Source organism: Paraburkholderia aromaticivorans (assembly GCF_002278075.1).
Taxonomy (GTDB): domain Bacteria; phylum Pseudomonadota; class Gammaproteobacteria; order Burkholderiales; family Burkholderiaceae; genus Paraburkholderia; species Paraburkholderia aromaticivorans.
Genome location: NZ_CP022991.1, coordinates 228762 through 253156, shown reverse-complemented (window position 1 = coordinate 253156; position 24395 = coordinate 228762). Strand labels below are relative to the sequence as shown.

The window sequence follows — 24395 nt, the reverse complement described above, 5'->3', positions numbered from 1 at the left end:
ACTCAGGGTGCCGTAAGTGTGTCGAGTACGCGCCGCAAAAACTGGTCGCACGCGGCCAACTGCGAAAGTTCGACGGATTCATCGGCCTTGTGCGCATCGTCGATGTCGCCCGGGCCGCATATTACCGTGGGAATGCCGGCTTGCGAGAACAGGCCGGCTTCGGTGCCGTAAGTCACCTTGCGTGTTTCGAAGTCGTTGCACAGCGTGCGGACCAGTTGAGTGATGGCGGCCTGTTCAGCGCTATCCAGCGCCAGCGTGGTGCCTACCTTCTCGAACGAGATCGACGCGGCGCCGGCCACTGCGCGCATCTCCGGTTCCAGTTGTTCGCGGGCATAGCGCACGATCTGCTCGAAAAAGCGTTCCGGATCTTCTGACGGCAGATTGCGATATTCAAAGAAGAACTCGCAGTGCTCGGGAATCGTGTTGACAGCAATGCCGCCTGAAATCATGCCGGTCTGCGCGGTGGAAAATGGCACGGCGAAGGCGCGATCGAATGGGCCGCTGCGGCGAAGCAGATCGGCGGCCTCGCGGATCCGGCAAATCAGCCGCGCCGCATATTCGATCGCGTTGACGCCGCTCGGCGTGCGCGACGAATGCGCGGCCAGACCCTTCACGCAGCAACGGTAAGCGTTGTTGCCTTTGTGCGCGACGACCGGCCGCATGCCGGTCGGTTCACCGACGATGCACCCGGCCGGGCGGATGCCGCGTTGCGCGAGTTCCGCCAGCAGCAACGGTGCACCGAGACAACCGACTTCCTCGTCGAAAGAAAACGCGAGATGAATCGGCTCGCGCAGCGCACGCCGCTGGATTTCAGGCAGCAAACCGAGCGTCACCCCGATGAACCCTTTCATGTCACACGAGCCTCGACCGTAGAGTCGATCGCCGCGCACCACAGGGTCGAAAGGGGCGCTCGACCAATGCTGGCCGGTCACCGGAACGACATCGGTGTGGCCCGACAGCACAACGCCGCCATTCGTCTCGCCGAGCCTTGCTGGCAGTGTCGCGAACAGATTCGCCTTTTTCCGGTCCCTGTCATAGACGAGCAGGGCTTCGACGTCGTGTGCTCGAAGGCGGTCCCGGATTGCTTCGATCAGGCCGAGATTGGAACGGCTGCTCGTCGTGTCGTAGCGAATGAGCTCCTCGACGAGCGCGAGGTAAGGGGCGCGTTCGCTTGCATTGACCGTCGGCTGATCAGGCATGGCCGGTGACCTCTTTGTCCTGGGTTGGATGGGTCAATTCTATGCGGACGAAATTCTTCAGGAAGAACTCATGCATCGTCAATGCGCGGCGAGCTAATCGACGCGAAGCGCCGTCACGTCAATTTGTTTCCGCGTGGAAAGTATGGAACCGTCAAGTACCTTCTAGCACTTTCCACTAGCAGTTGAAATAATCCTCTTCTGTATCCCTGCGCGTTTGCCTTCCTCGGGTTATCGAGGGAGAGCATTGCATGCTCAGTGGAACGATCACCTTTGAATTCGTTGTCTATTGTCTGGTATCAGCAAGTGTATGACCAAGTCAGTCAGTTCCTTCTCTCGCACAGCCCACGTGACCCAGGCGCGGCACGCCAAGGCAATGCTGCTCCCACTACCGCGTGCTGATGCCAACGCCACGGCTTTGCGGATTCACATTACGCTCGATTTGTTGCGCCGGGGACAAGGCAATCTGCATAGCGTACACCTTCTTGCGGACGTGCTGCTTCTTGTCGTCCTTATCGCAGACCTGGGCTTGGGCGTAGTGACGCAAGCGCAGATTCGTGCGGCAGAAATTGCGATCGGGCAATGCGCGGAGTGTGGCCACCGAACCGGCCAATGGCAACTCGATCAGGTCGGTTTCGCTTCATTTGCACCCATGGTGACTATCTACGACCGGCAACTGCGTCGAGCGCCGCTCAGTGTGCTGTCGCTTGCGTACGAACGTCTGAGGCATTTCCGCGCGCAGTCGCGCGTCGAACGTCAGAGCCGAGGGGGACGCCCCGAGTCGTGACAGTCACTCGGCAATACATGCAGCACCAGAATCGTCGCCGATGTTGATCGCGGTCGTACTTGAATCCGGTCATGGTGCGCAAGCACTGCTGCGCTGATCGCGTAGAGGCGCGCAACCGCTATGCCTGGCCGGCAGAAGAGCGTGCTTTGCTGTTTGCGGTGTGTCACGTGTTCAATGCCGCGTGTCGGAAACGTGATAGACATCAATATAATTCGGTATGCAAATCAGTGCGTAGACAGGTGACTCGATCTCGGATCGTACAAATCGTTACAAAGTGCCACATGATGTAAGGGAATTGCAGCGATTTTGTCCCGTCGCGTTCATGTCCCCTCTTTAACGTTGCATGCGATTGCAACCCAACGTAAGAGACGAACAATGAAAAAGCAGCAGAGGTCCCCACGCTGTCAACTTGCCAATGCGCACGCCGTTGTCGCGGCCGCCGCTGGCATCGCAGCGGTTTCGTTTGCGGCGCTGCCCGTCAGTGCCGCAAGTGCAGTGCAAAGTGAAGAGTCTGCTACGCAGACGCCGATCAAGCACGTGATCGTGATCGTCGGTGAGAACCGCACGTTCGATCACGTCTTTGGCACATACGAGCCGGGCAATGGACAGTCAGTGCAGAACCTCCTGTCGGAAGGTATTGTCAATGCGGATGGCTCCCCGGGACCGAACTTCGCGAAATCGCGCCAGTTCCAGGCGACCGTGACAGGAACGGCGCAGTTTGCGCTTGCACCGTCGACGAAGTCTCCCTATGGCACGCTGCCCTCGCCGAACACGGGTGGCACCGCGACTGCGGCGAGCGACGCAAGCGGTTCGCCATACGCGACCTATAACGCAGCTGCGCAAGCCGAGGGGGATTCGCTTGAAGCATCCGACATCGGCAAGTTGATGACGGGGGCGTCTGGTTTGCCGGCAGGCTCCAGAGACTCGCGCATCGCCAACTACAATGCGCTGCAGAACGGTCCCTATCCACTGCAAACGCCGGGGCAAACGTCGCTGTACGATGCTTATCTGGGCGGTCCGGTTCATCGCTTCTATCAGAACTGGCAGCAGTCCGACTGCGATGTATCGCATGCCAGCCGTACCAATCCGAGCGGCTGCCTGATGGACCTGTTCGCGTGGGTGGAAACAACCATCGGCGCTGGCAGCAACGGCAATGCGCAGCCCGCGGCATTCAACGACCAGACCACCAGGGAAGGCTCGAATGCACTGGGCTTTCACAACGTGAATAACGGCGACGTGCCGTATTTCGTCCAGCTCGCGCGCGACTACACGATCAGCGACAACTACCACCAGCCGGTAATGGGTGGCACGGGCGCCAACAGCATCATGATTGGTGCCGCCGATGCCTACTACTACACGGATGGCAACGGGCAGCCGTCCACGCCGCCGTTGAATCAGATCGAGAACCCCAATCCGGCGCCCGGTTCCAACAACTGGTACACGCAGGACGGCTACTCGGGCGGAAGCTACAGCAATTGCTCGGATACGAGTCAACCGGGAGTCGGGCCTATCAGCAAGTATCTCGCGTCGCTCACGTATCATCCGAAGATGAACTGCGCGCCGCAGCACTACTATCTGTTGAACAACTACAACCCGGGCTACAACGGCGACGGCACGGTGCTCGACCGAACGACGTCCCCGTTCACGATCCCGCCGTCACCGGTGCGCACGATCGGCGACACGCTGCTGGAGCGGCACATTCCCTGGAAGTACTACGGCGAAGGCTGGAACACTTTCATCACCACGCCGAAGACCAGCGTCTACTGCAACATCTGCAACCCGTTCCTGTACGAGTCGTCGATCATGACAAACAAGGCCGTGCGCGACGCACACCTTGCGGACACGACCGACCTGTATTCGGACATTGCTTCGGGCGACCTGCCGGCGGTATCGTTCGTCAAGCCGGGCGGCAGGCTCGACGGGCATCCGACTTCCTCGAAGTTCGAACTGTATGAGGCGTTCGTGCGCAAGATCGTTGACGGGGTGCAAAGCAATCCGAAACTATGGGCGAGCACGGCGATCTTCATTACGGTGGATGAGGGCGGCGGCTACTATGACTCGGGCTATATCCAGCCGGTGGACTTTTTCGGCGATGGTCCGCGTATTCCGATGATCCTGGTGTCACCGTATTCGCGCGGTGGACGCGTTGCGCACGGTTACTCGGATCACGCGTCGCTCAGCAAATTCATCGAGCGTAACTGGCATTTGCCACCGATCACCGGACGTAGCCGGGACAATCTGCCGAATCCGGTTCAGCGGAGCGACAACCCGTACGTGCCGGTCAATGCGCCCGCAATTGGCGACCTGTTCGACACGTTCAATTTCGGACGGAACCATAGCGGTGGCGGGAACGCGGGCCACGACGATGGAGATTCGGACGGACAAGGCGGCGCAAAGGGCTGGTGGCCTTTCTGAGCTGACTTAGGTCGACGTTCGGGGTACCTGCGTCAACCGGTCCGAACCAGCGAAGCCGCCGCGTATTGCGGCGGCTTTTTTCTCGACTGTGAGTTCGGACTTCCCCGAAAAGAAGTTCGCAAGAAAGTGTGCGTCTCGTCTCTATACGGCTTTTGTTGTCCTGCAGGTATGCAATAGCGAAATGGGTCGACGCTAGTGCCTCTCCACTTCGCCACAAGCGATCTAAAGCACTTACGTTCTTTCAGTTCTTATCGACGACGGGGAAGGCTGCATCTCGACCCGAGTGCCCCGAGGGTGCCGCTCGCTTTGGCGTGGCGACGAACGGCATATCCGGTTTCATGACAAACGTCAGCAATACACCGCAGGCCATCACGCCGATGGACAGCAGAAAGGTGACGTTCCAATTGCCCAGCCGGTCGATCAGATAACCCGCGACGACCGGGCTGACGATAGCCGCCGTGAAGCCCGTTCCGCTCATGATGCCGCTGGCCGTACCCGAGCGGTCATAGGCGATGTCCATCGGAATAGCCCACATCGGCCCGATATTCATTTCGTTGAAGAACATTGCCGCCGCCAGGAAAATGAGCGAGTACATCGGCTCGTGGATCAGCACGACGGGGATCAGCGACAACCCGGTCATGGTCATGCAGAACGCCACCAGAATGCTGCGTGCCAGTTTCAGATTGCCGGTGCGCCGAAGCAGTTTATCGCTGATGAGGCCGCCAATCAGATCGCCGAACACACCTGCAACGAACACGCCTGAGGTGAAAATCACCGCCTTCTTGATGTTCAGATGGAAGCTATGCATGAAGTAGAGCGGCATCCAGTCGAGCATCAGCCAGAGGATCCAGTTGTAGCAGAAGTACACGGCGGATACAGGCAGCAAGCGGCGATAGAGACGCGCCCAGGTGCCGGGAACTTCCACGGGACGAATTCGTGGCGGCGGCAGGCTGTCAATTTCGCCAGCGGTAATGCGCGGATGATCCGCCGGTTTTTCGGTGTAGGACACGTACCACAGAACCAGCCAGCCGAAACTCAACGCGCCGAGCAGGTAGAAGGCGAATCGCCAGTCGAACGCAGTCATCAGCGCCAGCACCAGCATTGGCGCCACCGCATTGCCGAGCCGGGCCGACGAGTGAGTGATACCTTGGGCCATGCCGCGCTTGTCCTTCCGCACCCATGACGCCATGGCGCTGGTGGACGCGGGGAAGGTGGCGCCTTCGCCCAAACCGAGCAGCAGCCGCGCCGCGACAAGCGTCGCAAAACCGCCGGCGAAGCCCGTCAGCGTGGTTGCCACTGCCCAGATAAAGGCACACGCGATCAGCGTGCGCTTGGCGCCGAAGCGGTCGCTGACCCAGCCGCCGATGAACTGGAATATCACGTACGGGTACGCGAAAGCCGAGAAGATGAAGCCGAGCTGCGTGTTGCTCAGCCCCAGTTCGGACTTGAATTGTCCGGCGGCAGTGCTGATGTTGACGCGGTCGACGTAGGTGATGAAGTACATCAGGCACAACATCAGCAGGACGGTAGTGGTCGCCTTAAGCTGTATTCGTTTCATGTCTCACTCCACACAGTTCGTTGTTATTGTGTCGACGATCCCGAGGTAAAGGCGACCACGGCGTCTTTGAACTGGGCGCTGCCGTACACCTCTTCGATCAGATCTTCGTCGTCGAGCCGCTGTTCGACCACCATGCGGCGCAGGCTTTCCTTCACTGCCTTCTGGGTGACCGGCGAGAGCGCCATGAGTCGTTGCGCGAGCGTATGGGCGTCGTCCTGCAGGGTGTCTTGAGAGCACACGTGATAGACATAGCCGCACGCCAGCGCTTCCTGCGCGGTGAGGTATTCGGCGAGCAGCAGCATCCTCTTGACCTGCGGCACACCGAGCGCCGCATACAACCGTGCGATGTTGCGCGACGACAGCGTGTTGGAGAGCGTCTTCGCGATCGGCGCGCCGAACCGCGAGCCGTTGCTACAGAGCCGGAAATCGCAGGCGGTGGCCAGCGCCAGGCCGCCGCCGACAGCCCATCCGTCGATCACGGCAATCGTGGGCACCGCAATGCGCTCGACCGTGTCGATGACGCGCTCGACGAAGGCCTCGTAGGCCACGCCGTCACGGCCGTTACGGAAGTCCTTGAAGTACGCGATGTCGGTGCCTGACACGAATGACTTGCCGCCCGCGCCCCGAAACATGACGCAGCGCACGTCGCTGTCGTTCGCGCAGTCGGCGATCAGCGTGAGCAGCGACTCGTACATATCGATCGTCATCGCGTTATGCCGCTCAGGGCGGTCGATCACAATCTCCGCCGCGCCCGACTGATGGATCGTGAGACTGACGCGTTCATTCATGGCGCGGTCCCGTCGATCTCGGCGAAGATCTCGTCGTTATGCTCGCCCAGCAGCGGTGGATGACGACGCACCGTCTGCGGCGTGCCCAGCATCTTGACGGGAAAGCCGATGTTCTTGACCGTGCCTTCGTTCGGATGCGCGATCTCCATGCACATGCGGCGGTGCGTGGCGTGTTCGCTCTCGAACGCCTCGGGGTAGGAGAGGATCGGGCCGGCCGGAATGCCGGCAGCGAGCATCGATTCGACCCAGGCGGCGCCGTCGCGCTTGATGAATTCCTGCTCCAGGGCTTCGATCAGCGCCTCGCGATTCTTCAGTCGCAGCGACACGTTCGCATAGTCGGCGTGCGTGGCGAGGTCCGGGCGCTCCAGCAGTTCGCACAGTTTCGTCCAGAGCTTCTGATTGGTGGCGCCCATCACGAAGTAGCCGTCTCGCGCCCTCACGGCCTGGTAGGGGGCGCTCATCTTGTTGCTGGTGCCCAGAGGCGTCGGCGGTATCCCTGTGCCCCAGTATTCCGACATGTCCCAGATCGAGAAGGCCATCACCGAATCGAACAGCGACGCGTCTATGTGCTGGCCGGTGCCGGTTTTTTGCGCGCCGATGTAGGCGGACAGCAGGCCGTAGACCGCGAACAGCGCGCAGCCGATGTCTGCCACGGGCACGCCGGCCTTGACGGGCTTGCCGCCCTTGTAGCCGGTCACGCTCATCACGCCGGACATGGCCTGAGCCATGAGATCGAAGCCGGGCCTCGACGCCCACGGTCCGCTTTGCCCGAAGCCGGAGATACTGACATAGACGATCTTCGGATTGATCGCCTTGATCGACTCGTAGTCGATGCGCAGACGCTGCACCACCCCTGGCCGGTAGTTTTCGACGATCACGTCGGCGGTCCTGGCGAGCTTGTAGAAAAACTCGCGCCCTTCGTCGCTCTTGAGGTCGAGCGTCAGCGAGCGTTTGTTGCGGTTCATGTTCAGGAAGCCCATGCTGTCTGGCCCCTTCATCTTGAAGCCCATCGCGCCGCGGGTCTGGTCGCCTTCGGGCGGCTCAACCTTGATCACGTCCGCGCCCATATCGGCCAGCAGCATGCAGGCAAACGGGCCCGCCATGACCTGGCTGACGTCCAGCACGCGGATGCCCTGCAGCGGCAGATGCTTCGATTCGGTCATCCCGAGTCTCCTCTGTAGAAGGTGTGAGTGAGACCGCCTGGCCATGCCGGACATGGCCATCGGTTTTCTGCTCTCACTGTCCGCTACAGACCAGGCCGCCGCAAGAACGCCTCGAGCATGTCTGGTTTCGCGCGTTGCGAAACCGGGCGGCGCGTGGCGCCGGGGGCTAGGCCGGTTTGCCGAGCAGTTCGGTCACGACGTTGCGCAGGGTCTGCGTCTGAGCGTGGCCCTCGACGCAGGACAGGACGTAGCTGCGCTGGTGCCAGTCGCCCTCGAGTTCGGCCGATGCCAGCGAGTCCTCAGGATGAAAACTGCGCAGCACGTCGGGCGGCATCAGGCCGACACCCAGGCCGTGGCGCACCATCGCCAGCATGGTGTCGAAACCGCTGACGGTGAGATTGTTGGGGAACAGCCGCCCGCGGCTGCGGTACGCGCGCTTCACGGCGGAGAGCACCGCGGAGCCCTTGCCGAGACTCACGATAGGGAGATCGAGAATATCGTCGATTCCGACAGGTCCGTCGGGAAACCTGAATTGCGGGCGGCTATAGACCAGCACCAGGCGGTCCTCCTTGTACGCGGACTTCGCCAGATCGAGAAAGCCGCTCTTCTTCTCGTAGATGCCGACGTCGATCACTTTGTCGCGCAATAGCTGCTGCACGATCTTGCTGTTCTCCTCGACTATCTTCAAGGAAATGCCGGGATATTTGCGCTGGATGTCGGCAATTTCGCGCGCCAGAAACTGAATGACGACGGCCTTGGGCGCGCCGATGATAATGCGGCCGTCAAGGCCCTGGTTGAGCGCCTGCGCATCGCCTTCGAGCCGGTCAATGAGGTTGTCGATCTGCCGGACGTATTGGAGCAGCTTGTTGCCTGATTCCGTGATTTCGACTCCGTGCGGTACGCGCTTGAAGAGTCTGGCGCCGAGTTGGTCTTCCAGGTCCGTCACGCGGCGGGATGCGGCCGCCACTGCCAGACTGAGTCTGTCGGCAGCACGGGAGATGCTGCCCTCCTCGGCGATGGCGAGGATCAGCCGGATGGTAGTGGTGTCGAATTTCACGGAGTCTCCGGGTTGTCGAAAGAGTGAGCGGCGCGGGGAAGCGACGCCCGACGATGGGTGGGCGTAGCCGGCAGTGCGTCGATTCTGGACATGATATCGGGCGGCCAATGTCCTGCGGCTCCAGGGTAGCCGTTCGCCTGCAACGAAGATGATCATCATCACCTTATGTGGGCTCCCTGTGTCCGAAGCGGGGTTCGCCGAAACAGGCAGACAGCCGGTCTCATGTGTACGTTCCGATTGCGACAGGACACGCCGTCGCAGTCGGCGACTATGCGATCCGTTGTCTGCTGGTTTGGGGAGATGGCGCGATTGCGCCGCATGAGGCGGACAGCACGATCACAAACGCAAAAAGTGGCGGCTCACTCCCGGCATCCAGATCCGAACATGACGCGGATGTAATGCGCGTGTCAGGATCCGTCCACCTTCGCTAAGCAAAATGGACTTTGCTCACTCCGGTTGCGACGAAAAGAGCGGTCAGTGGTTTCGATCAATGATCGAAGCCGGCCCACCTAACATTCATGAGGTCATCCACGATGAAGTCGAATCTTTATATCGCCCTGGTTGCCGGGCTGCTCGCACTCCCGACGGTCTCCTTTGCTGAGAGCGCCAGTGTGCCAGTCACGCGCGCGGAGGTACAGGCGGATTTGGTCCGGTTGGAACAGGCCGGCTACCGGCCTCGCAAAATGAGTTATCCGGCGGATATCCAGGCGGCAGAGGCGCGTCTTAACGCGCAGGATGTGGCGGCATCGAACAACAGCGGTACGGGGGGCGTGGCGAATGGCTCTTCGCAGATGAGTGCGCCTGCAACGACAAAGATGGGCGCCGACCCGCTCTATTCCCATCACTAGTCCGGTTGTCAGTGCACGCGATAGCTATCGGGCTGCAAAGCATGGCGGAGTCGTCGTCCTGACGTGCCTGCTTCGGGCGCTCGCAATATGAGGTCACTCCGTCACGGTTGGCCGAGGAGGGCATCGGATTAACGATCGAATGCAACTAACGGTCTAGTTTTCCGAGCTCCACCCAGACGCTGCTTCGCAGCGCCAAACGATCCCAAGACGTCATGCGGCCGCGTCGCGCGACAGGTGAGATGTTCCTGGATGGGCCCTAAGGTGAGAACATCCAGGAGATGATCTGTGGCGACGGTGAATCTGGCTGACGCGCGCCGGCATCGGCAATTGAACGCGTTCAATCACGTATTGCGAGACCGGCGTCCGGATAGGCATTGAGGCTCTGTCGACTCCGGTTTCATTCAGTGTGTCGGCATGGCCTGCCTGCCACCGTCCGCCACCGCCATCAGAACTTGTGCCGAATCCCTAACTGGACGAAGGTCTGCCGATTCGTCGATGACGCTGTCAGCGCGTTGAGGGTCGCGCGCGCCGCGTGGCCGGTGGAGTCCGTGCCGCTCGCGAACTCCGTGCTGCCGAGGACGTAGATGTCGGTTCGCTTGGACAGGTAGTAGTCGAGCGACATCGAGAGGTTGTTGTACGCCGAGCTACCGATGGTGCCCACGCCCGAGCCATGCGTATAGCTATAGACGAACTCGCTGGCAAGGGACGGCGTCCAGAAGTACGTGAGGTTAAATTCACCGGTGTCGAACTTCGCGGTGCCCGTGAGCCGCAATGGATTCGAGCCGGATGAAGTGTCGCCGAGATTCTTGAACTGCACGTTGCTGTAGACGAGACCAAAAGTGGCCGCTCCGACCGTATAGCGTCCGGCGGCGGCGACGGCCTGATACGAGTGCGCCGACGCGTAGCCGCTGTAGATCGGGCTTGCCGTCATGTTGTTGAGTGCGGAGCCCGCGACATTGGTCGGCGTGGCCGTGAAGAACGACTGATTCGGGTTGCGCACGTTCATATACGCGGCGCCCGCCGAGAAGGCGCCGTACTCGTAGCCTGCGCCGATGGACCAGATCTGGTTGCGCGCGAAGTCGCCGGCCTGGCCGCCCAGACCATACACGCCGCCCACGGTCAGGCCGCTGAACTCGGGGCTCGTGTACTTGACCGAGTTGTTCACGCGCTTGCTGTTGTTCAGGTTGTCCAGATCGCCCGGATGCGCGGTCGTGCCGCCGGCATAATTCGCGGAGTTCATGCGCGATTCGACGAAGGTCACGAGCGAATCGTACTGGCGCCCAAGCGTCACTGTGCCGTATGTCTTGCTCGCCAGCCCCACATACGCCTGCCGGCCGAATAGCGCGCCGCCCTGCAAGGCCGTGCCTTTGCCGAGGTCGAAGCCGTTCTCGAGCTGGAAGATGGCCGATAGTCCGCTGCCCAGATCCTCGACGCCCTTGAAGCCCCACCGCGAGCCCTGCATGATGCCGCTCGCGCCGCCGATCACGCGCCCGCCTGCGCTATTGCTCGTGTAATTCACGCCGTAGTCGATGAGACCATACAACGTGACAGAGCTGGTGTTGGCGTGGGCCGCACCGCATGCAGCGATCAATGCGGTGGCCGATATCGTCTTGATTTTGATTGGCATGGCGAAGTAGTGAGTTGTGAACGTCGATTGGGGATGGAGTGCAAGCAGCACCGACCGCTCATGCAACATTACTTGCGTAAAAACATTCTGGTATTCGAAATCTATCAAGCTGCGTTTGCGGGAATTGCAACGCTTCATGCTGCCGCGCAAATGACGAAAGGCGCGTTGCCGCATGCGGGCAACGCGCCTTTCTCGGCGGAGCAGGACCAGATCAGACCGGCTTGTTTTCGCTCGATGACCAGTTGGACATGAGCGTATTCGTCGGCAGGCTTTCGTCGATTAACTTCTTCGCGCTCTGGATGCCGCTCACCGGCAATCCGGTGGGATCGAGCACGCCGATTTGCACGAGCACGGAAGCCTGATCCCAATAGATATGCTCGTTATAGAGCTTGTCGCCGCGAAAGCACACGACCGCGAGCATCGGCACCTCAAAGTATTTGCCCGTCGGCGCGAGGCCCGGCAGCAGCCAGTCGATTTCGCGATCGTGCGTCGCACAGAACACGAACTCATCGACTATGCGGTCCGCGCCGATCGTGCGCGAAATGGGTATGAGCCGCGTGTCCTCCGGGTTCGAATTCACGAAGTGATAGCGATAGAAGCGCTTCAGTTCGTCATGACCGACGCCGCCGGTCATGGTCGGTACATGGTTGACATACGGTTGCGCGACCATCGTCGGCAGGATGGCATCGACGTCGCGCGTCGCGAATTCATAGTAGCAGTGACGCTCCCAAAGCGCGTTCAGGTCGTGAATCGGGCCGAGCGTGCGGCGCAATAGCGCGACTGTGCGCGAGTAAGCCATTGTCGCCGCGGGCTTGTCGAAGTGTGGGCGCCCGGGTGTCGCGAAGGCATGCTCGCAGCCCGGATATACATGGGCATCCAGATGCGGACGCTCGGCGAACGCTGCGAGCATCGTTTCGCGCGCATCCGGCGAGCAGTGGGCGTCCTCGCCCGCGAAGTGGAACAGCATCGGGCAGCCAATCGACGGTACTTCATCGACGTAGGCATCGAGACCAACACCGTAGTAGCTCACAGCGCAATCGGGATCGAGACGCGCGGCGGCCAGCATCGCGAGTTTGCCGCCGAGACAGTAGCCGATCGCGCCAACTTTGCCCGCGAGCATCGGCAGCGCGCGCAAGGCCTTCAGGGTCGAGCCGATATCGCTGACGGCGAGATCGATATCGAGCCTTTCGTTGTAGCCGAGCGCTTCACGAAAGTCGGCTTCGCCGTAGCCCAGTTCTACAGCCGGCTTCATACGCCAGAACAGGTCCGGCACTAGCACCACGTAGCCTTCTTCCGCGAAGCGATCCGCCATCTCGCGCATATAGCCGTTGATGCCGAAAATTTCCTGCAACAGCACGATGCCGGGCGCCGACCCTTGGGCCGGCGTCGCGTGATAAGCACGAAAGCGCTGACCGTCGTGACTGTCGATGTCAATATACGAACCCATGTCGCTGCCGCCCTTCAAGCTAAGGAGAGAATTCGCGCCTGCGTCGCGGCGCGGTCGACCATCAGATCTTGCGCCAGGCTTTGCGCCATCGCGCCGATATAGACCTCGCCCGTGTGGCCCAGCAAGGCGTCGAGCACCGCATCGGCGGTAAAGGCGGGATCGAGCTTCGGGCCGTCGAAGTCGCGGCTCATGTCGGTGTCGATGGCGCCGGGCAATGCGGCAAGTACGCTCACGCCACGCGGTGCGAGTTCCGCGCGCAGTGATTCGGTAAGACGTAGCGCGGCCGCTTTCGATGCGCACAGCGAGCCCATCGCCGGCAGACTGACCCGAGCAAGTACCGACAACACGTTGATCATCGTGCCGCGCTGGCCGATCAGAATCGGCGCGAACGCGCGCGCCATGCGCAACGTGCCGAGGAAATTGACGTCGATTTCGGCGCGGGCATGCTCGACGGCGAGCGGCGACAAAAATGCGGACTGGTGGTTCACGCCTGCATTGTTGATGAGCAGCGTGGTGTCGTCGGCAAGACGCGCGGCGTTCGCCACGCTCGCTTCATCGGTGATGTCGAGCGTAACTGGAATCACGCGCGCATCAGCGTGTTGGACGTGACTTCCGCGCGATGCGGCGTAGACCTTGCCGGCGCCGCGCGCCAGCAGCCGCGCGACGAACTGCGCCCCGAGGCCGCGGTTCGCGCCTGAAACGAAGGCGATAGTGTGGCGATCGATCATAAACAGCCTCTCCAGACCTTCAATTGAGTGAGAAATCGGCCGGCAGCGTCACTTCAAGCAACTCGAGATCCGCGCTGCAATGGCGGAACGCATAAGGCAACATGCCCGGGATCGCGATGCTGTCGTCGGCGCGCAGATGCCATGCCTGGTTGCCCTGAGCCACTTCGAGACTACCCGCGAGCACGAAGAAGAAGCAGAACTCGGTGGCGTGCATGCGCGATGCTTCCTGTCCTTCGCCTTGCGGGCGAACCACGCGCACGCCCGCGAGTCCCTTTGTCGCCGCGCCGATGCCCGTGTCCGTTACCATGAAGCCGGGGGATTTCCACGGCGCCCACGTGGCCTGCTTCGCGACATGACGCACGAAGCGTTGACCGTTGAAATCGTGCTCGGGGCCGTAGACCGTCGAGGGCAGCGTCATCGCATGATCGGCCATCGTGATGTGCTCGGCGGGACTGCCGAGCTCGATGACTTCCGCGCCCGCCGAGCTTTCCAGTACGCGATGACGGATCTCCGGCGGCTGCAGCACGCAGTCACCCGCTTCGAGCAGAAAAGGCTCGCCCTGTCCTTCGTAGGCGAGGCGCACCCAGCCCTTGCGGCAGAAAATGGTCTGGAAGCGGATCTTGTGGAAGTGCACATAGTCGGGCACCGGGCCGCCCTGGAGAATGCGGATGTGCGATGCGATAAACGCACCGCCATGCCGTTCGGGAAGCAGATCGCGGTAGCGCATGCCCGCGCGGCCGACGCTCCAGTGCGCGTCGCCGTCCATGCGCGACAGCACCAGTTGTTGACGCGTCGGCGGCAGCACCATCGGCGGGCTGGCGTGCACGAGACGCACTCTCACGCCGTTCGGGGCAATGATCTCGCGTGTTTCGCCAGGGGTTTGCGCGGGATCGTCGCAGAGCACCTGGAGCGTATCGATGCCATTGGCCACGTCGAGTCCGAGTCGCAATGTGAAGCCGTCGCGCGAGAGGATCGCGGTGCGAGGGGCGTCGGCTGGAAAGATCGCGTCGAGCCTGAATCCCAGGCGCGCGATAAAGAACTGCATCGTAGCGGGAAGATCGGTGCAATGCATCGGCATGACGATGCCGCGCACGCCCTCGATGATGGCGTCGGTGGAAGCGCGAGTGGTAGAGAATGAGGTCATGGACATTCGTATCGGTGATGAAAGGGTGGCGGGGTGGCTAGCGGTTCGCGCAACCCGGCGGCCCCGTCAGCACGCAGGCGATACCCATGCGCCGCGGCGCGCGCGAGAAGATGCGCGCCGTGATCAGCGTGGCAGACATTGCGCCAGTCTCGCGAGGCCCGCTTGCGTCGAGCAGATGCCCGGCGAGAAGCGCAGCGTGCGGCCGCGCGAATCGACGAACAGGCCCGCACCCTTCAGTTTCACGACGATGTTCGCCGCATCGAGATGCGCGGGCACCTCGGCCATGATGCTCGCGCCGCGTTCGTCGTCGGCACGTGGCGACAGCAGGCGATAACCCTTTTCGTCGATAAGCGCGATCAGCGAGTGACACAGTGCAAGGTTGTGCGCACGCACGCTGCCCTGGGGCTGTGCGCGCATCCACGTCATGCCCGGCTGCGATGCGACGAACGGCAGCACCGAGGGCGTGCCGGTATCGAAGCGGCGCGCATCCGAGGCATACGTGAAGGCGTCGATGTTCCAGTTGAACGGATCTTCCTGGCTGAACCATCCGCGCACCGCCGGCTTCGCGCCTCGTTGCAGCGCGTCCGTCGCGATATAGCCCAAGCCGGTCCCCGGCGCGCCGCACAGCCACTTCAGCGTCGACCCGCACACGAAGTCGAAAGGCGTGTCCCTGAGATCGAATGGCAGAATGCCGATGCCTTGCGTCACATCGAGCGCCACGAGACTACCGCGACGGCGTGCCTGCCCGGACATCGCGGCAAGGTTCACGCGCTTCGATGTCAGCGAGGACACCCACGTGACCAGTGCGAGCGCGACATCGCCGCTCCAGGCTTCGATAAAGTCCTCGTCGCGCACGTAGTCTTCGCCTTCGCGCACCGGCACGGTGCGAAGCGTGAAGCCGCGCCGCTCGGCCAGGCCCGAGAGCAGGTAATGCAGGCTCGGGAAGCAGTCCGCCGCGACCAGCACGGTGCGCTTGCACAGAACGTCGTTCGCGAGGCCGTCGAGATAGCGCGCGAAGGCATCGGTCACGTTCTGTGCGCCGAACACGTTCGCGTCCTGTGCGCCGATCAGCGCGGCCCAATCCGACAACAGTTTCGCGCGTGCCGCGAGGGCGGCGTCCCAGCGGGTGTCGTCGGGCGCGCACCAGGTCGTGGCGAAGTCCGCGAGCGCCTCCTTCATCGCTTCGCGGTGGCCGGGATATACGCCAACCGAGTGGTACATCAGCCAGCCGCTGAAATCGGACGTGAGGTCATTCAGAGGGTCGTTCATGTTTCAGATATGCTTGGTGAGCTTGTAGTGATAAACCGCGATGCAGGCGAGGCTCAACACTGCGCATGCCATCAGGTAGAACGCAGGCGACAGCGGGTTGTGCGTTGCGCCGATCATCGCGGTGACGAGCCACGGTGTGAAGCCGCCGAACACCATTACGCCGATGTTGTAGCTGAATCCAAGGCCGGTACTTCGCATGTGGGTCGGAAAGAGCGAGGACAACACTGCCGCGAGCGGGCCGAAGTAGATCGCTTTCAACGCACCCGCAAGAACCATGATCGTCATCAGCACGGAGAACGACGGGCTCGACAGCAGCCAGGCGAAGCATGGGTAGATCGTCACCAGCGTGGCGACGGCCGAGACCAACATCATGCGGCTGCGCCCGTAGCGATCGGCAAGGTGGCCCATGATCGGCGTGAACAGCATCAGGATGGCGCCGGTGACGACCGTCGCGGCGAAGCCCGTCGAGGCCGGCAGGTGCAGTTGCTTGACCGCGTACGTCGGCATGTAAAGGATCATGAGATAACTGGCGGCGGTCGACACGGCCATGATGCCCGCGGCCAGTAGAATGCGGCCCTTGCACTGCGCGAGCAACTCGCGCACGGGTTGGTTGCGTGCCGCGGCATGAGCCGAACCGTGTGCCGCGCCAGGCAGCGTATCGTCGATATGCTTGCGGATGTACAGTCCTACCGGCGCGACCAGCAGCCCGAAGATGAACGGCGCGCGCCATCCCCAGGTCTCGATCTGCTCCGGCGACAATTGCGTGCTGAGGGCGAGACCCGCGCACGATGCAAGCACCGTGCTCATGCCCTGACTCGAGAATTGCCAGCTCGCGAGATACGCCTTGCGCTTGCTCTTCTGCTCGATCATCAGCGCGGTACCGCTGCCAAACTCGCCGCCAGTCGAGAAGGAGATGAGAATGCGCGCCGCCATCAGGCCGATGGGCGCGGCGAGCCCTATCTGCGCATAAGTCGGAATGACCGCGCAAATGAAGGTACCAACGGTGGTCAGCGCGAGGGCGGCGAGGAGCGCGGCCTTGCGTCCACGCCGGTCCGCGTAACGTCCGAGCAGGAGGGCGCCGAGCGGCCGGAACACGTATGACAGCCCGAAGGTGCCGAACGTCATGAGCAGGGAGACCGTTTCGTCGTGAGCGGGAAAGAACAGCTTCGATAAGGTGACGGCGAAGAATCCGTACGCGGCGAAATCGAACCATTCGAGCGCGTTGCCGATGCTCGTCGCGACGATCAGGCGCCGCATGGGCTTCGGGTCCGGGTGGCGCACGTCATCGTCAATGACAGTCGAATCCATGGTGTGGGTTCCGGGTGAGGGGTGAAGGTCGGGATGAGGAAAACGGTCAACGGCTGCGCGGCACGCCGGGCTCGCCGAGATCCCAGAAGACGCCGGTCATCAGTTCCAGCGCTTCGCGCATGACGGGCGCGAGCACGTGCTCGTCTGGAGCGTGCTGACGGCAGCCGGGATACGAATGGGGAATCCAGATGGTCGGCAGCCCGAGCGTGTCGGCGAACGATTCATTGGGGATCGTGCCGCCGAGATTCGGCAGCAGCGTGACCCGTTTGCCGGTCGAGGTTTCTATCGACCGTTCGGCGAAGGCGACCCACGGGTTGTCCGGATCGAGGCGCGTTGCTGCGCCCGATGCCTCGATGGTGACTTCGACGCCATCGAAGCCTTCCCGCACGAGATGTGCTTCGATCAGTTCCTTGGCGCGTTTCCAGTCGGTGCCGACGACGAAGCGCAACTGACACACCGCTTCGGCCGACCGCGGAATCGCGCTGACCGGGTTGGCGACGTTACCTGATTGCATCGCAAGCACTTCGAGCGTGTTCCACGCGAAGACGCGCTCCGCGGGAGTCAAACCGGGTTCGCCCCAATTCGGCGACAGAGGCGGATCGCCCTCGTCGTTGCCGATTTCCAGATGCGCGACGCGCGCGCGTATCTGCGGCGCAATAGCGGGCGGCAACAGGCCGTTGATTCGTATGCGGCCGCGACCGTCGACGAGACTCGCGAGCGCATTCGCGAGCACGGTTGCCGGATTGGCGAGCACGCCGCCCCAGTTGCCGGAGTGACGCGCGCCGAATGCATTGGTTAGCGCCAGCCGGAAATGCAGCGCCCCACGCGAGCCAAGGAACACCGTCGGCGACGATGCGCGCTGGCGCGGGCCGTCGGAGGCGATCAGCACATCGGCGCGCAGTCGCTGGCGCAAGGTCGCGCAAATGGCGTCGAGTCCCGGCGAGCCCACTTCCTCGCCCATCTCGAAGATGATCTTCGCGTTGAAGCCCAGTTCGCCGCGTTCCGCGAAAACAGCCGCAAGGGCGGCGAGGTTGATCGAGTGCTGCGCCTTGTTGTCGGCGATGCCGCGTCCGTACCACCGGTCGCCCTCGACTTTCACTTGCCAGGGCGAGCGGCCAGGGCTCCAGTTGGCCGCGTCCCCGCCGACGACGTCACCGTGCCCATACAGGAGCACGGTCGGCAACTCGGGCGACTCGATGCGCTCTCCAACGAGAAATGGCGGCATGCCGGACACCGGGTTTTCCACTATTTCGCAGATGAAGGCGAGCGAACCGAGTTGGCTTTGGATCTCTTCGGAAAGATAGCGGCGCAGGAGCGGCGCGGCGTCGGCACGCTGACTTTCCGTTGCGAGCGCGACGCGGCGGCTGAGAGTGTCGAGGAAGGCACCGCTGTCGAAGTGCGAGCGGACTTGGGTGATGGCGCTTTGTCGGGACATATCGGTAACGTGTCTTTTTGATCGGCTGGGTGCAGATTAGCCGCGTCGAAGTGTTTTTGTATTCGCAATCAAACAAGGTACATTTGCGAGTACATCAAACCTCATCGGTTCCCTGCGTTCCGAGCATCGCCATGCGCAAGTTGATGGAGCCATCGCTTTACTATTTTTCGGTCGTGGCCCAGGCTGGCTCGCTTACCTCCGCCACCGAGAAGCTCGGCCTGACCGTGTCGGCGCTGAGCCGGCATATCGCCAAGCTGGAGGGCGATATCGGCGTGCCTCTGTTCGAGCGGCATGCGCGCGGCATGGTGCTCTCGCATGCGGGACGCCTGCTGTTGCGTCACGCGCAGCGCACCGTTTCCGACGCGCAGGCCGTATTCGACGAAATTCAGGGCGAGGAGAGGCGGCGCGCGCGGACCCTCACGATTGCCTGCACGGAAGGCTTTGCGTTCGACTTCCTGCCGGTATCACTGGGGGCGTTTTGCCAAAACCATCCCGATGTCGCCATTCAGCTCGAAGTCGTGCCGTCGGAGCGCGCAAGCCAGATGATTCTGTCCGGCGAGGCGTCGATCGCGCTCGCATTCAGCTTCAAGCCCGAACCGGGTGTCGTCGTGCAGTTCACGCAGCGCGCGCCGGTCATGGCGTTGATGCACGAGACGCATCCGCTCGCGGGCAAGACGAAGATCGCGCTGAAGGACCTCAGTTCATATCCGGTACTGCTTCAGGACAAAGGCACGACGAATCGACAGCTTTTCGACATCGCCTGCAACGTCGAGAACGTCGAGATCACGCCGCTGATGACGAGCCGGTATGTCGCCGCGCTCTACCGCTTCGCATTGGCGGTGCCGGAGGCGATCATGCCGTCGGGTTACGTTTCCGTCGCGAAGCGACTCGCCGTGGATCGAATGAAGGCCATTCCATTCGACAATCCGCTACTCACGCAGCGCCGTCTTCAGGTGCTGACGCTCGCCGGACGAAGTCTCGACGAGCTTGCGCAGTCATGTCTCGATTGGATCATTCACGATTTGAGGCAGTCATAGTGTCGAGCGGCGAGCCAGGGCGAAACTATGCAGCGGAGTTCAAGACGCCGGCCGCGCAGCGAGTCAAGGACGGGCAACGCATGAGCGTGGCGGCCCGCGAGCCGGGCGCGTCGGAACACACACCGCGGCCAGCTGAATGACGGGTTATCCCCGCACAGTCGACCTTCTCTTCATTCCCGTATCCCCGGGACTGCACGAAGCGGAGCGGCCCGCGGCAGGCCAGGCGGACATCGCAACGTCGATCATGCCGCCAAGCGCTTCGCCTGTTGCGCCGCCCTGCGGAAGGTTCACAACGGCCTGCAAGACGCCAAGATAGTACCAGGCGAGCGCGTCCACATTGATCTCCGGCGCAAGTTCACCCTTCGCGACACCTTCGTGCAGCAGATCCGCGAAGATCTGGCGCTGCCGTGCAATGCCGGCAAGCGTAGTCGTTTTTCCCGCCGCTGCGAGGTCTACCATCTCGGCACTGCTTCGCGATAACAGGCAACCGGCCGGCCGCTGCGGCGTTGTGGGCTTCGGCAAAAAATCACGGAGTATCGCTTCCACGCTCCCCCGCGCTGAATCCGCACGGGCTGAGTTCATCCGTTTGAGCACACGCTCCGTGTAGACCGCCAGCGCATCGCGAAATAAGCCGTCCTTGTCGCCAAACCGCTGGTAGAGGCTGGAGCGGGATAAGCCGGTCGCGTCGGTGAGGTCATTGATGGACGCGGTCGCATAGCCGTGCCGCCAGAAAACGTCGATTGCAGCAGCGATAACGGCGGCCTCGTCGTATTGAGGCTTTCCACTCATGAATTCTCCTGTTGACAATCTGGAACGACTGTTCCAACATTGTTGGACTGATCGTTCCATCGTACATCAAGGAGTCTTCATGCTCAACCAAACCGTTCAGGGATCGCGCAATTTGCGCATCGCCGTCGCAGGGGCTACCGGCCGTGTCGGCGCTACGTTAATCGATCGGTTGGGCACCGATCCTGTCGATGTCATCGCGCTTACGCGTCAGAATGCTACGGCACAGTTTGCATCGAAGGTCGCTGTCACCACGGTGGACTTCGAGCGACCGGCCACGCTTGAGGAGGCGCTTCGTGGGGTCGATAAGCTCTTTGTAGCGCACGGCACATCGGCCCGGCAGGTGGAAAACGAAATCTCGCTGATTGATGCCGCCGTCGCCGCGGGTGTTCGCCACATTGTCAAACTCTCGGTCATGGGACCGGCAACGCGGCTGAATCCATTCGCCTGGCACATGCAGATTGAAGCACATCTGGCTCGCCAGCCGGTGGCGTCAACTGCACTTAGACCAACGACTTTCGCCGACGTGCTCAAGCGCGCGGGTGCCCACGTCGCTGCGGGCAATTGGGCCGGCGCAGCAGGCGCAGGAAGCGTCAACTTTATCGATACGCGAGATGTTGCCGAAGCGGCGCGCGTCGCCTTGCTCGAAAACATGGCTGACCAATCCCAGCGTGCGTATCACCTGAGCGGACCGCGGAACTGGACGATGCCGGAGGTTGCACAGGAGTTGTCGCACCTGCTCGGACGCCCGGTTGTCTATAACGATCGATCACCCACAGAACATCGCGCGGCCTTGCTCGCGGATGGTCTGCCGCCGTTGGTCGCCGACTTGCTTCTTGGTTTGGACAGGCTGGTTCGTGAATCTGCGCTCGCAGAAACCACGTCGACTTTTGAAAGATTGACCGGTAAGCGTCCGCGTTCATTGTCTGACTGGCTGCGTGAAAACATCGCGGTCTTCCAGCGGTAAGCACCGGTGCCCACGCTGAAATGAGTTGCTGGCGTGTGAACGCCACGCTTTGGTCGACTGAAAAAATTCTGGAATAAACGCTGCAATGGGGTGTTTGCCTCCATGTAGACAGAGGCCGAGCGGTTAGTCGTCACAGGACGAGCGCAGAGCAGATCGCTCTTCGTTCAGCGGCGAAACGTGACCTTTGCCCGGTTAGTCATGCGTTTCGAAATTCAGTTGGCCTTTGAACATGTCAAATTTGTAATTATCGGGTCGCTGTTCTGAAACGCCGGGCGGAGCAGACTTACGGCAGTCCAAGGAATGCCGGTTCAGCACCGTTGTATGACGTTTCCGCGGGCGACTGGTTCGTCTGATCGAATAATGTTTATTTAGGAGTCTATATCATGTCGAAAATGCTTTTGAGTCTTGCTCTCGCCGTTGCCGCCCTCGGCGCGCCGGTTGTCAGTTTCGCGCAGTCGAGCATTCCGCTCACGCGAGCAGAAGTTCGCGCTGATCTCGTTCGTGCCGAACAGGCAGGCTACAACCCGGCCGGAGGTGACGACGTCAAATACCCGGCTGATGCTCAAGCGGCAGAGGCAAAGATCGCCGCGCAGAACGATCTGCAACTGAATGCGCAGGCCGTAGGGGGTGTCGTACTGAACGGCACCTCTGAATCGGGTGCTCCACTCCATACGGCGATGCACTCGGGTTGCGTCGGCCCGGTCAGCTTCTGCAATCTCTACTCCGGCAGCTAAGCGGCGCGAGCCGGACCCTGTGCCCCTTGCTGTCAAGCACTGGGTCCCGGTCGGTTCCATTCCCAGATGCCAGGCGGCTTGATCAACGAGTGCATCGCGCAACCATGTGCGGTAGCGGTTCAAGCCGATCCTTCTTCAAACCCATCCTTATCATTGGAGTATCGTCGTGAAGATTTTTCCTTTCGCTGCATCGGTTTTGACCTTGGTCGCCTCGGTTTTTGCATCCACCAGCGCCATGGCGCAAGTTACCCAATCGGACACCGGCTCGATCAAAAACATCGTTCTGGTCCATGGTGCGTGGGTCGACGGATCAGGGTGGAAGCCGGTCTACGACATCCTCACTAAAGACGGGTATCACGTCACGATAGTGCAGCAGCCGCTGACTTCGCTCGACGACGACGTCGCCGCCACGAAGCGCGTGATCGATCTGCAGGATGGTCCGGCCATCCTGGTGGCGCACAGCTATGGCGGGTCCGTGATCACGGAAGCAGGCGTTGATCCGAAGGTGGCGGGTCTGGTGTACGTCGCGGCCCATGCGCCGGCTGTCGGCGAGGACGAAAGCGATCTGGGCAAGAAGATGCCCAGCTACACGTCGAAGCAGGCGGGCGCCATCAAGAAGACGGACGACGGTTATACCTACCTGAATCCCGCGGATTTCCCGAAGGACTTCGCGGCCGATCTGCCGCTCAAGGAAGCCAGGTTCGAATCGCACTCGCAGATTCTGACGGCGGCGAAAGTCTTCTCCGCGCCAATGACGGTGGCTGCCTGGACGACCAAACCGAGCTGGGGCATCGTGGCAGCGGACGACAAGATCATCAATCCGGATCTCGAACGCTTCTATTACCAGCGCGCGCATAGCCATACCACGGTGCTGGCAGGCGCGAGCCATTCGGTCTACGAATCGCGTCCGAAGGAAGTCGCCGCAGTGATCGAGGACGCAGCGAAGCATGCCCAGCAGTAACGCAATCGTGGGCGCTCCGGATGCGCTGTCGGGTCCGGGCGCGCGGCAATTGCGCGGCGCGCACCACGCTAACGCAGGCGGGCAGTTTGCGACGGCGACTCGCCAAAGCGGTCCTTGTAGCTCTGCGCAAAGCGGCCAAAGTGGGTGAAGCCGCAATCGAGTGCAATGCTCGCGATGCGTACGTCCGCAGGCGTCGCGAGAATGATTTCGCGAGCGCTCTCCAGCCGAACTTGCCGCAGAAAGTGCATCGGGCTGCTCTGACGGAAGCGCATGAAGCCGTCGCACAACGTGCGCACCGGCATGCCGACCGCATCGGCGAGATCGGCAAGCTGCAATGGCGAGCCGAGCCGCGCGATCATCACGTCCTCAGCGCGGCGGACGAAACCCGGCGTGATGCCCGGGCGCGGGATGGAGGCAGCCGGGGCGCCGCACTCGGCGGAGCCCGCCGCGAGCAGATTGACCAGCAGCGACTCGACGTGCGCGCCCACGCGAGCATTGCCACACGCGCTGGCGAGCAGGTCCGGCGAACTGGCGATCAGCTTCAACTGGTCTTGCCATGCGCGCATCGCGCCGTTCGCGAAGCGCACGAGCGCGCCGCCCGGTTCCGCGCCGAGTGCCGCGTCGTGCGGCAGGGCGGTGGGCTCGATACGTAACACGAGAGCTGCTCGCAATCGGGCGAGAGCTTCGCACTGAACGACTCACCGGGTGCGCGAACCACGCCTTGCCGGTCGTTGACTTCAATGGTGCGGCCTGCCGCATTCACCTCCGCGCTGCCGGAAACGCAAAACATCAGCAGGTAATAGCCGTCCACCGCTTCAATGAAGCGACGCCGTGGATGAGTTGAGCGAGCGTTAGCGCATTTTGAAAGTGTTCCGTCGGAAATCGTGTAGAGCCCGCTACAAAAAATCTCCATGATCGAAATCGACATTCCCGGCTTCGAAGCGAAAGGCTGATGGTGTCGGCAATCGCCCCAGACACGTCGACTCGACCGGCCTGCACTATTTGGCACTTCCGCTGTAAGTAATACGAATATCCCTGACGGGCATTCCCTCTCCGCCGTCGACTGCCGCCGAATGGCGATAGGAAGCCGCAGCGGCGGGAACGAACCTCAGAGCGTCGATCGCACACACGCCAATCCAC

General features: G+C 61.8%; 22 protein-coding genes. 6 read left to right on the top strand and 16 right to left on the bottom strand.

Features of this window, described 5'->3' with window-relative positions; translation table 11 throughout:
* Window positions 1–2: 2 nt before the first annotated feature.
* Window positions 3–1199 (bottom strand): acetylornithine deacetylase, encoded by a 1197-nt coding sequence (gene argE, locus CJU94_RS34170; RefSeq protein WP_095423081.1) that lies wholly within the window; start codon window positions 1197–1199, stop codon window positions 3–5.
* A 385-nt stretch (window positions 1200–1584) separates the two neighbouring features.
* Window positions 1585–1809: a hypothetical protein gene (locus CJU94_RS41085; RefSeq protein WP_157763847.1), complete on the bottom strand. Its 225-nt coding sequence runs from the start codon at window positions 1807–1809 to the stop codon at window positions 1585–1587.
* 549 nt (window positions 1810–2358) lie between these two features.
* On the opposite strand from CJU94_RS41085, the gene CJU94_RS34160 reads away from it, so the two are divergent.
* Entirely contained in the window at window positions 2359–4398 is a 2040-nt protein-coding gene (locus CJU94_RS34160; protein WP_095423079.1) for an alkaline phosphatase family protein, read from the top strand.
* A 241-nt stretch (window positions 4399–4639) separates the two neighbouring features.
* On the opposite strand, the gene CJU94_RS34155 is transcribed toward CJU94_RS34160, so the two are convergent.
* The 4 genes from CJU94_RS34155 to CJU94_RS34140 form a co-directional block, all read right to left on the bottom strand.
* Window positions 4640–5956, bottom strand: coding sequence for an MFS transporter (locus CJU94_RS34155; RefSeq protein WP_095423078.1), 1317 nt, complete (start codon window positions 5954–5956; stop codon window positions 4640–4642).
* Between the two features lie 23 nt (window positions 5957–5979).
* On the bottom strand, window positions 5980–6744 hold the full coding sequence (locus CJU94_RS34150; RefSeq protein ID WP_095423077.1) for an enoyl-CoA hydratase: 765 nt from the start codon (window positions 6742–6744) through the stop codon (window positions 5980–5982).
* A complete protein-coding gene (locus CJU94_RS34145; protein WP_095423076.1) occupies window positions 6741–7907 on the bottom strand; it encodes a CaiB/BaiF CoA transferase family protein in 1167 nt (388 codons plus the stop codon). The genes CJU94_RS34150 and CJU94_RS34145 overlap by 4 nt, the downstream gene beginning before the upstream one ends.
* 166 nt (window positions 7908–8073) lie before the next feature.
* Complete coding sequence (locus CJU94_RS34140) at window positions 8074–8964, bottom strand: LysR family transcriptional regulator (protein ID WP_095423075.1); 891 nt, start codon at window positions 8962–8964, stop codon at window positions 8074–8076.
* 533 nt (window positions 8965–9497) lie between these two features.
* Here CJU94_RS34140 and CJU94_RS34135 point away from each other — a divergent pair.
* Window positions 9498–9812, top strand: coding sequence for a DUF4148 domain-containing protein (locus tag CJU94_RS34135; protein WP_095423074.1), 315 nt, complete (start codon window positions 9498–9500; stop codon window positions 9810–9812).
* 445 nt (window positions 9813–10257) lie between these two features.
* On the opposite strand, the gene CJU94_RS34130 is transcribed toward CJU94_RS34135, so the two are convergent.
* From CJU94_RS34130 to CJU94_RS34100, 7 genes are all read right to left on the bottom strand, one after another.
* Window positions 10258–11439 carry a porin gene (locus CJU94_RS34130; protein WP_095423408.1) on the bottom strand — a complete coding sequence of 394 codons (1182 nt, stop codon included), beginning with the start codon at window positions 11437–11439 and terminating at the stop codon, window positions 10258–10260.
* A gap of 211 nt (window positions 11440–11650) precedes the next feature.
* Window positions 11651–12886, bottom strand: a complete 1236-nt coding sequence (locus CJU94_RS34125) for a dienelactone hydrolase family protein (RefSeq protein WP_095423407.1) — start codon at window positions 12884–12886, stop codon at window positions 11651–11653.
* A gap of 14 nt (window positions 12887–12900) precedes the next feature.
* Window positions 12901–13614, bottom strand: a complete 714-nt coding sequence (locus CJU94_RS34120) for an SDR family NAD(P)-dependent oxidoreductase (RefSeq protein WP_095423073.1) — start codon at window positions 13612–13614, stop codon at window positions 12901–12903.
* A 19-nt stretch (window positions 13615–13633) separates the two neighbouring features.
* The gene (locus tag CJU94_RS34115; RefSeq protein WP_095423072.1) at window positions 13634–14758 is read right to left on the bottom strand and encodes a cupin domain-containing protein; all 1125 of its coding nucleotides are present in this window, start codon (window positions 14756–14758) and stop codon (window positions 13634–13636) included.
* Window positions 14759–14881: 123 nt separating this feature from the next.
* Window positions 14882–16027, bottom strand: a complete 1146-nt coding sequence (locus tag CJU94_RS34110) for an aminotransferase class V-fold PLP-dependent enzyme (RefSeq protein ID WP_095423071.1) — start codon at window positions 16025–16027, stop codon at window positions 14882–14884.
* Between the two features lie 3 nt (window positions 16028–16030).
* A complete protein-coding gene (locus CJU94_RS34105) occupies window positions 16031–17335 on the bottom strand; it encodes an MFS transporter (protein WP_095423070.1) in 1305 nt (434 codons plus the stop codon).
* 46 nt (window positions 17336–17381) lie between these two features.
* Window positions 17382–18770 carry a M20 family metallopeptidase gene (locus tag CJU94_RS34100; RefSeq protein WP_095423069.1) on the bottom strand — a complete coding sequence of 463 codons (1389 nt, stop codon included), beginning with the start codon at window positions 18768–18770 and terminating at the stop codon, window positions 17382–17384.
* Between the two features lie 131 nt (window positions 18771–18901).
* On the opposite strand from CJU94_RS34100, the gene CJU94_RS34095 reads away from it, so the two are divergent.
* The gene (locus CJU94_RS34095) at window positions 18902–19807 is read left to right on the top strand and encodes a LysR family transcriptional regulator (protein ID WP_095423406.1); all 906 of its coding nucleotides are present in this window, start codon (window positions 18902–18904) and stop codon (window positions 19805–19807) included.
* Between the two features lie 144 nt (window positions 19808–19951).
* On the opposite strand, the gene CJU94_RS34090 is transcribed toward CJU94_RS34095, so the two are convergent.
* On the bottom strand, window positions 19952–20596 hold the full coding sequence (locus tag CJU94_RS34090; RefSeq protein WP_095423068.1) for a TetR/AcrR family transcriptional regulator: 645 nt from the start codon (window positions 20594–20596) through the stop codon (window positions 19952–19954).
* A 79-nt stretch (window positions 20597–20675) separates the two neighbouring features.
* Here CJU94_RS34090 and CJU94_RS34085 point away from each other — a divergent pair, with 79 nt between their 5' ends.
* The 3 genes from CJU94_RS34085 (at window position 20676) to CJU94_RS34075 (ending at window position 23255) form a co-directional block, all read left to right on the top strand.
* Window positions 20676–21560, top strand: a complete 885-nt coding sequence (locus CJU94_RS34085; protein WP_095423067.1) for an NmrA family NAD(P)-binding protein — start codon at window positions 20676–20678, stop codon at window positions 21558–21560.
* 383 nt (window positions 21561–21943) lie between these two features.
* A complete protein-coding gene (locus CJU94_RS34080; protein WP_095423066.1) occupies window positions 21944–22294 on the top strand; it encodes a DUF4148 domain-containing protein in 351 nt (116 codons plus the stop codon).
* 235 nt (window positions 22295–22529) lie between these two features.
* Window positions 22530–23255: an alpha/beta hydrolase gene (locus CJU94_RS34075; protein WP_425272244.1), complete on the top strand. Its 726-nt coding sequence runs from the start codon at window positions 22530–22532 to the stop codon at window positions 23253–23255.
* 68 nt (window positions 23256–23323) lie between these two features.
* Here the strand turns inward: CJU94_RS34075 and CJU94_RS34070 are convergent, their stop codons facing one another.
* A complete protein-coding gene (locus tag CJU94_RS34070) occupies window positions 23324–23911 on the bottom strand; it encodes an AraC family transcriptional regulator (RefSeq protein ID WP_244221141.1) in 588 nt (195 codons plus the stop codon).
* Entirely contained in the window at window positions 23797–24045 is a 249-nt protein-coding gene (locus tag CJU94_RS41995) for an AraC-like ligand-binding domain-containing protein (RefSeq protein WP_244221155.1), read from the bottom strand. Before CJU94_RS41995 ends, CJU94_RS34070 begins: the two co-directional genes overlap by 115 nt.
* Between the last annotated feature and the right edge of the window lie 350 nt (window positions 24046–24395).

What these genes read in the sequence shown, in the direction of transcription:
- CJU94_RS34135 (WP_095423074.1), top strand. Translation starts at nt 9,498, where the DNA reads ATGAAGTCGAATCTTTATATCGCCCTGGTTGCCGGGCTGCTCGCACTC.
- CJU94_RS41995 (WP_244221155.1), bottom strand. Translation starts at nt 24,045, where the DNA reads ATGTTTTGCGTTTCCGGCAGCGCGGAGGTGAATGCGGCAGGCCGCACC.
- CJU94_RS34080 (WP_095423066.1), top strand. Translation starts at nt 21,944, where the DNA reads ATGTCGAAAATGCTTTTGAGTCTTGCTCTCGCCGTTGCCGCCCTCGGC.
- CJU94_RS34130 (WP_095423408.1), bottom strand. Translation starts at nt 11,439, where the DNA reads ATGCCAATCAAAATCAAGACGATATCGGCCACCGCATTGATCGCTGCA.
- CJU94_RS34110 (WP_095423071.1), bottom strand. Translation starts at nt 16,027, where the DNA reads ATGAACGACCCTCTGAATGACCTCACGTCCGATTTCAGCGGCTGGCTG.
- CJU94_RS34160 (WP_095423079.1), top strand. Translation starts at nt 2,359, where the DNA reads ATGAAAAAGCAGCAGAGGTCCCCACGCTGTCAACTTGCCAATGCGCAC.
- CJU94_RS34145 (WP_095423076.1), bottom strand. Translation starts at nt 7,907, where the DNA reads ATGACCGAATCGAAGCATCTGCCGCTGCAGGGCATCCGCGTGCTGGAC.
- CJU94_RS34085 (WP_095423067.1), top strand. Translation starts at nt 20,676, where the DNA reads ATGCTCAACCAAACCGTTCAGGGATCGCGCAATTTGCGCATCGCCGTC.
- CJU94_RS34095 (WP_095423406.1), top strand. Translation starts at nt 18,902, where the DNA reads ATGCGCAAGTTGATGGAGCCATCGCTTTACTATTTTTCGGTCGTGGCC.
- CJU94_RS34155 (WP_095423078.1), bottom strand. Translation starts at nt 5,956, where the DNA reads ATGAAACGAATACAGCTTAAGGCGACCACTACCGTCCTGCTGATGTTG.
- CJU94_RS34120 (WP_095423073.1), bottom strand. Translation starts at nt 13,614, where the DNA reads ATGATCGATCGCCACACTATCGCCTTCGTTTCAGGCGCGAACCGCGGC.
- CJU94_RS34150 (WP_095423077.1), bottom strand. Translation starts at nt 6,744, where the DNA reads ATGAATGAACGCGTCAGTCTCACGATCCATCAGTCGGGCGCGGCGGAG.
- CJU94_RS34125 (WP_095423407.1), bottom strand. Translation starts at nt 12,886, where the DNA reads ATGGGTTCGTATATTGACATCGACAGTCACGACGGTCAGCGCTTTCGT.
- CJU94_RS34075 (WP_425272244.1), top strand. Translation starts at nt 22,530, where the DNA reads ATGGCGCAAGTTACCCAATCGGACACCGGCTCGATCAAAAACATCGTT.
- CJU94_RS34090 (WP_095423068.1), bottom strand. Translation starts at nt 20,596, where the DNA reads ATGAGTGGAAAGCCTCAATACGACGAGGCCGCCGTTATCGCTGCTGCA.
- CJU94_RS34115 (WP_095423072.1), bottom strand. Translation starts at nt 14,758, where the DNA reads ATGACCTCATTCTCTACCACTCGCGCTTCCACCGACGCCATCATCGAG.
- CJU94_RS34105 (WP_095423070.1), bottom strand. Translation starts at nt 17,335, where the DNA reads ATGGATTCGACTGTCATTGACGATGACGTGCGCCACCCGGACCCGAAG.
- argE (WP_095423081.1), bottom strand. Translation starts at nt 1,199, where the DNA reads ATGCCTGATCAGCCGACGGTCAATGCAAGCGAACGCGCCCCTTACCTC.
- CJU94_RS34100 (WP_095423069.1), bottom strand. Translation starts at nt 18,770, where the DNA reads ATGTCCCGACAAAGCGCCATCACCCAAGTCCGCTCGCACTTCGACAGC.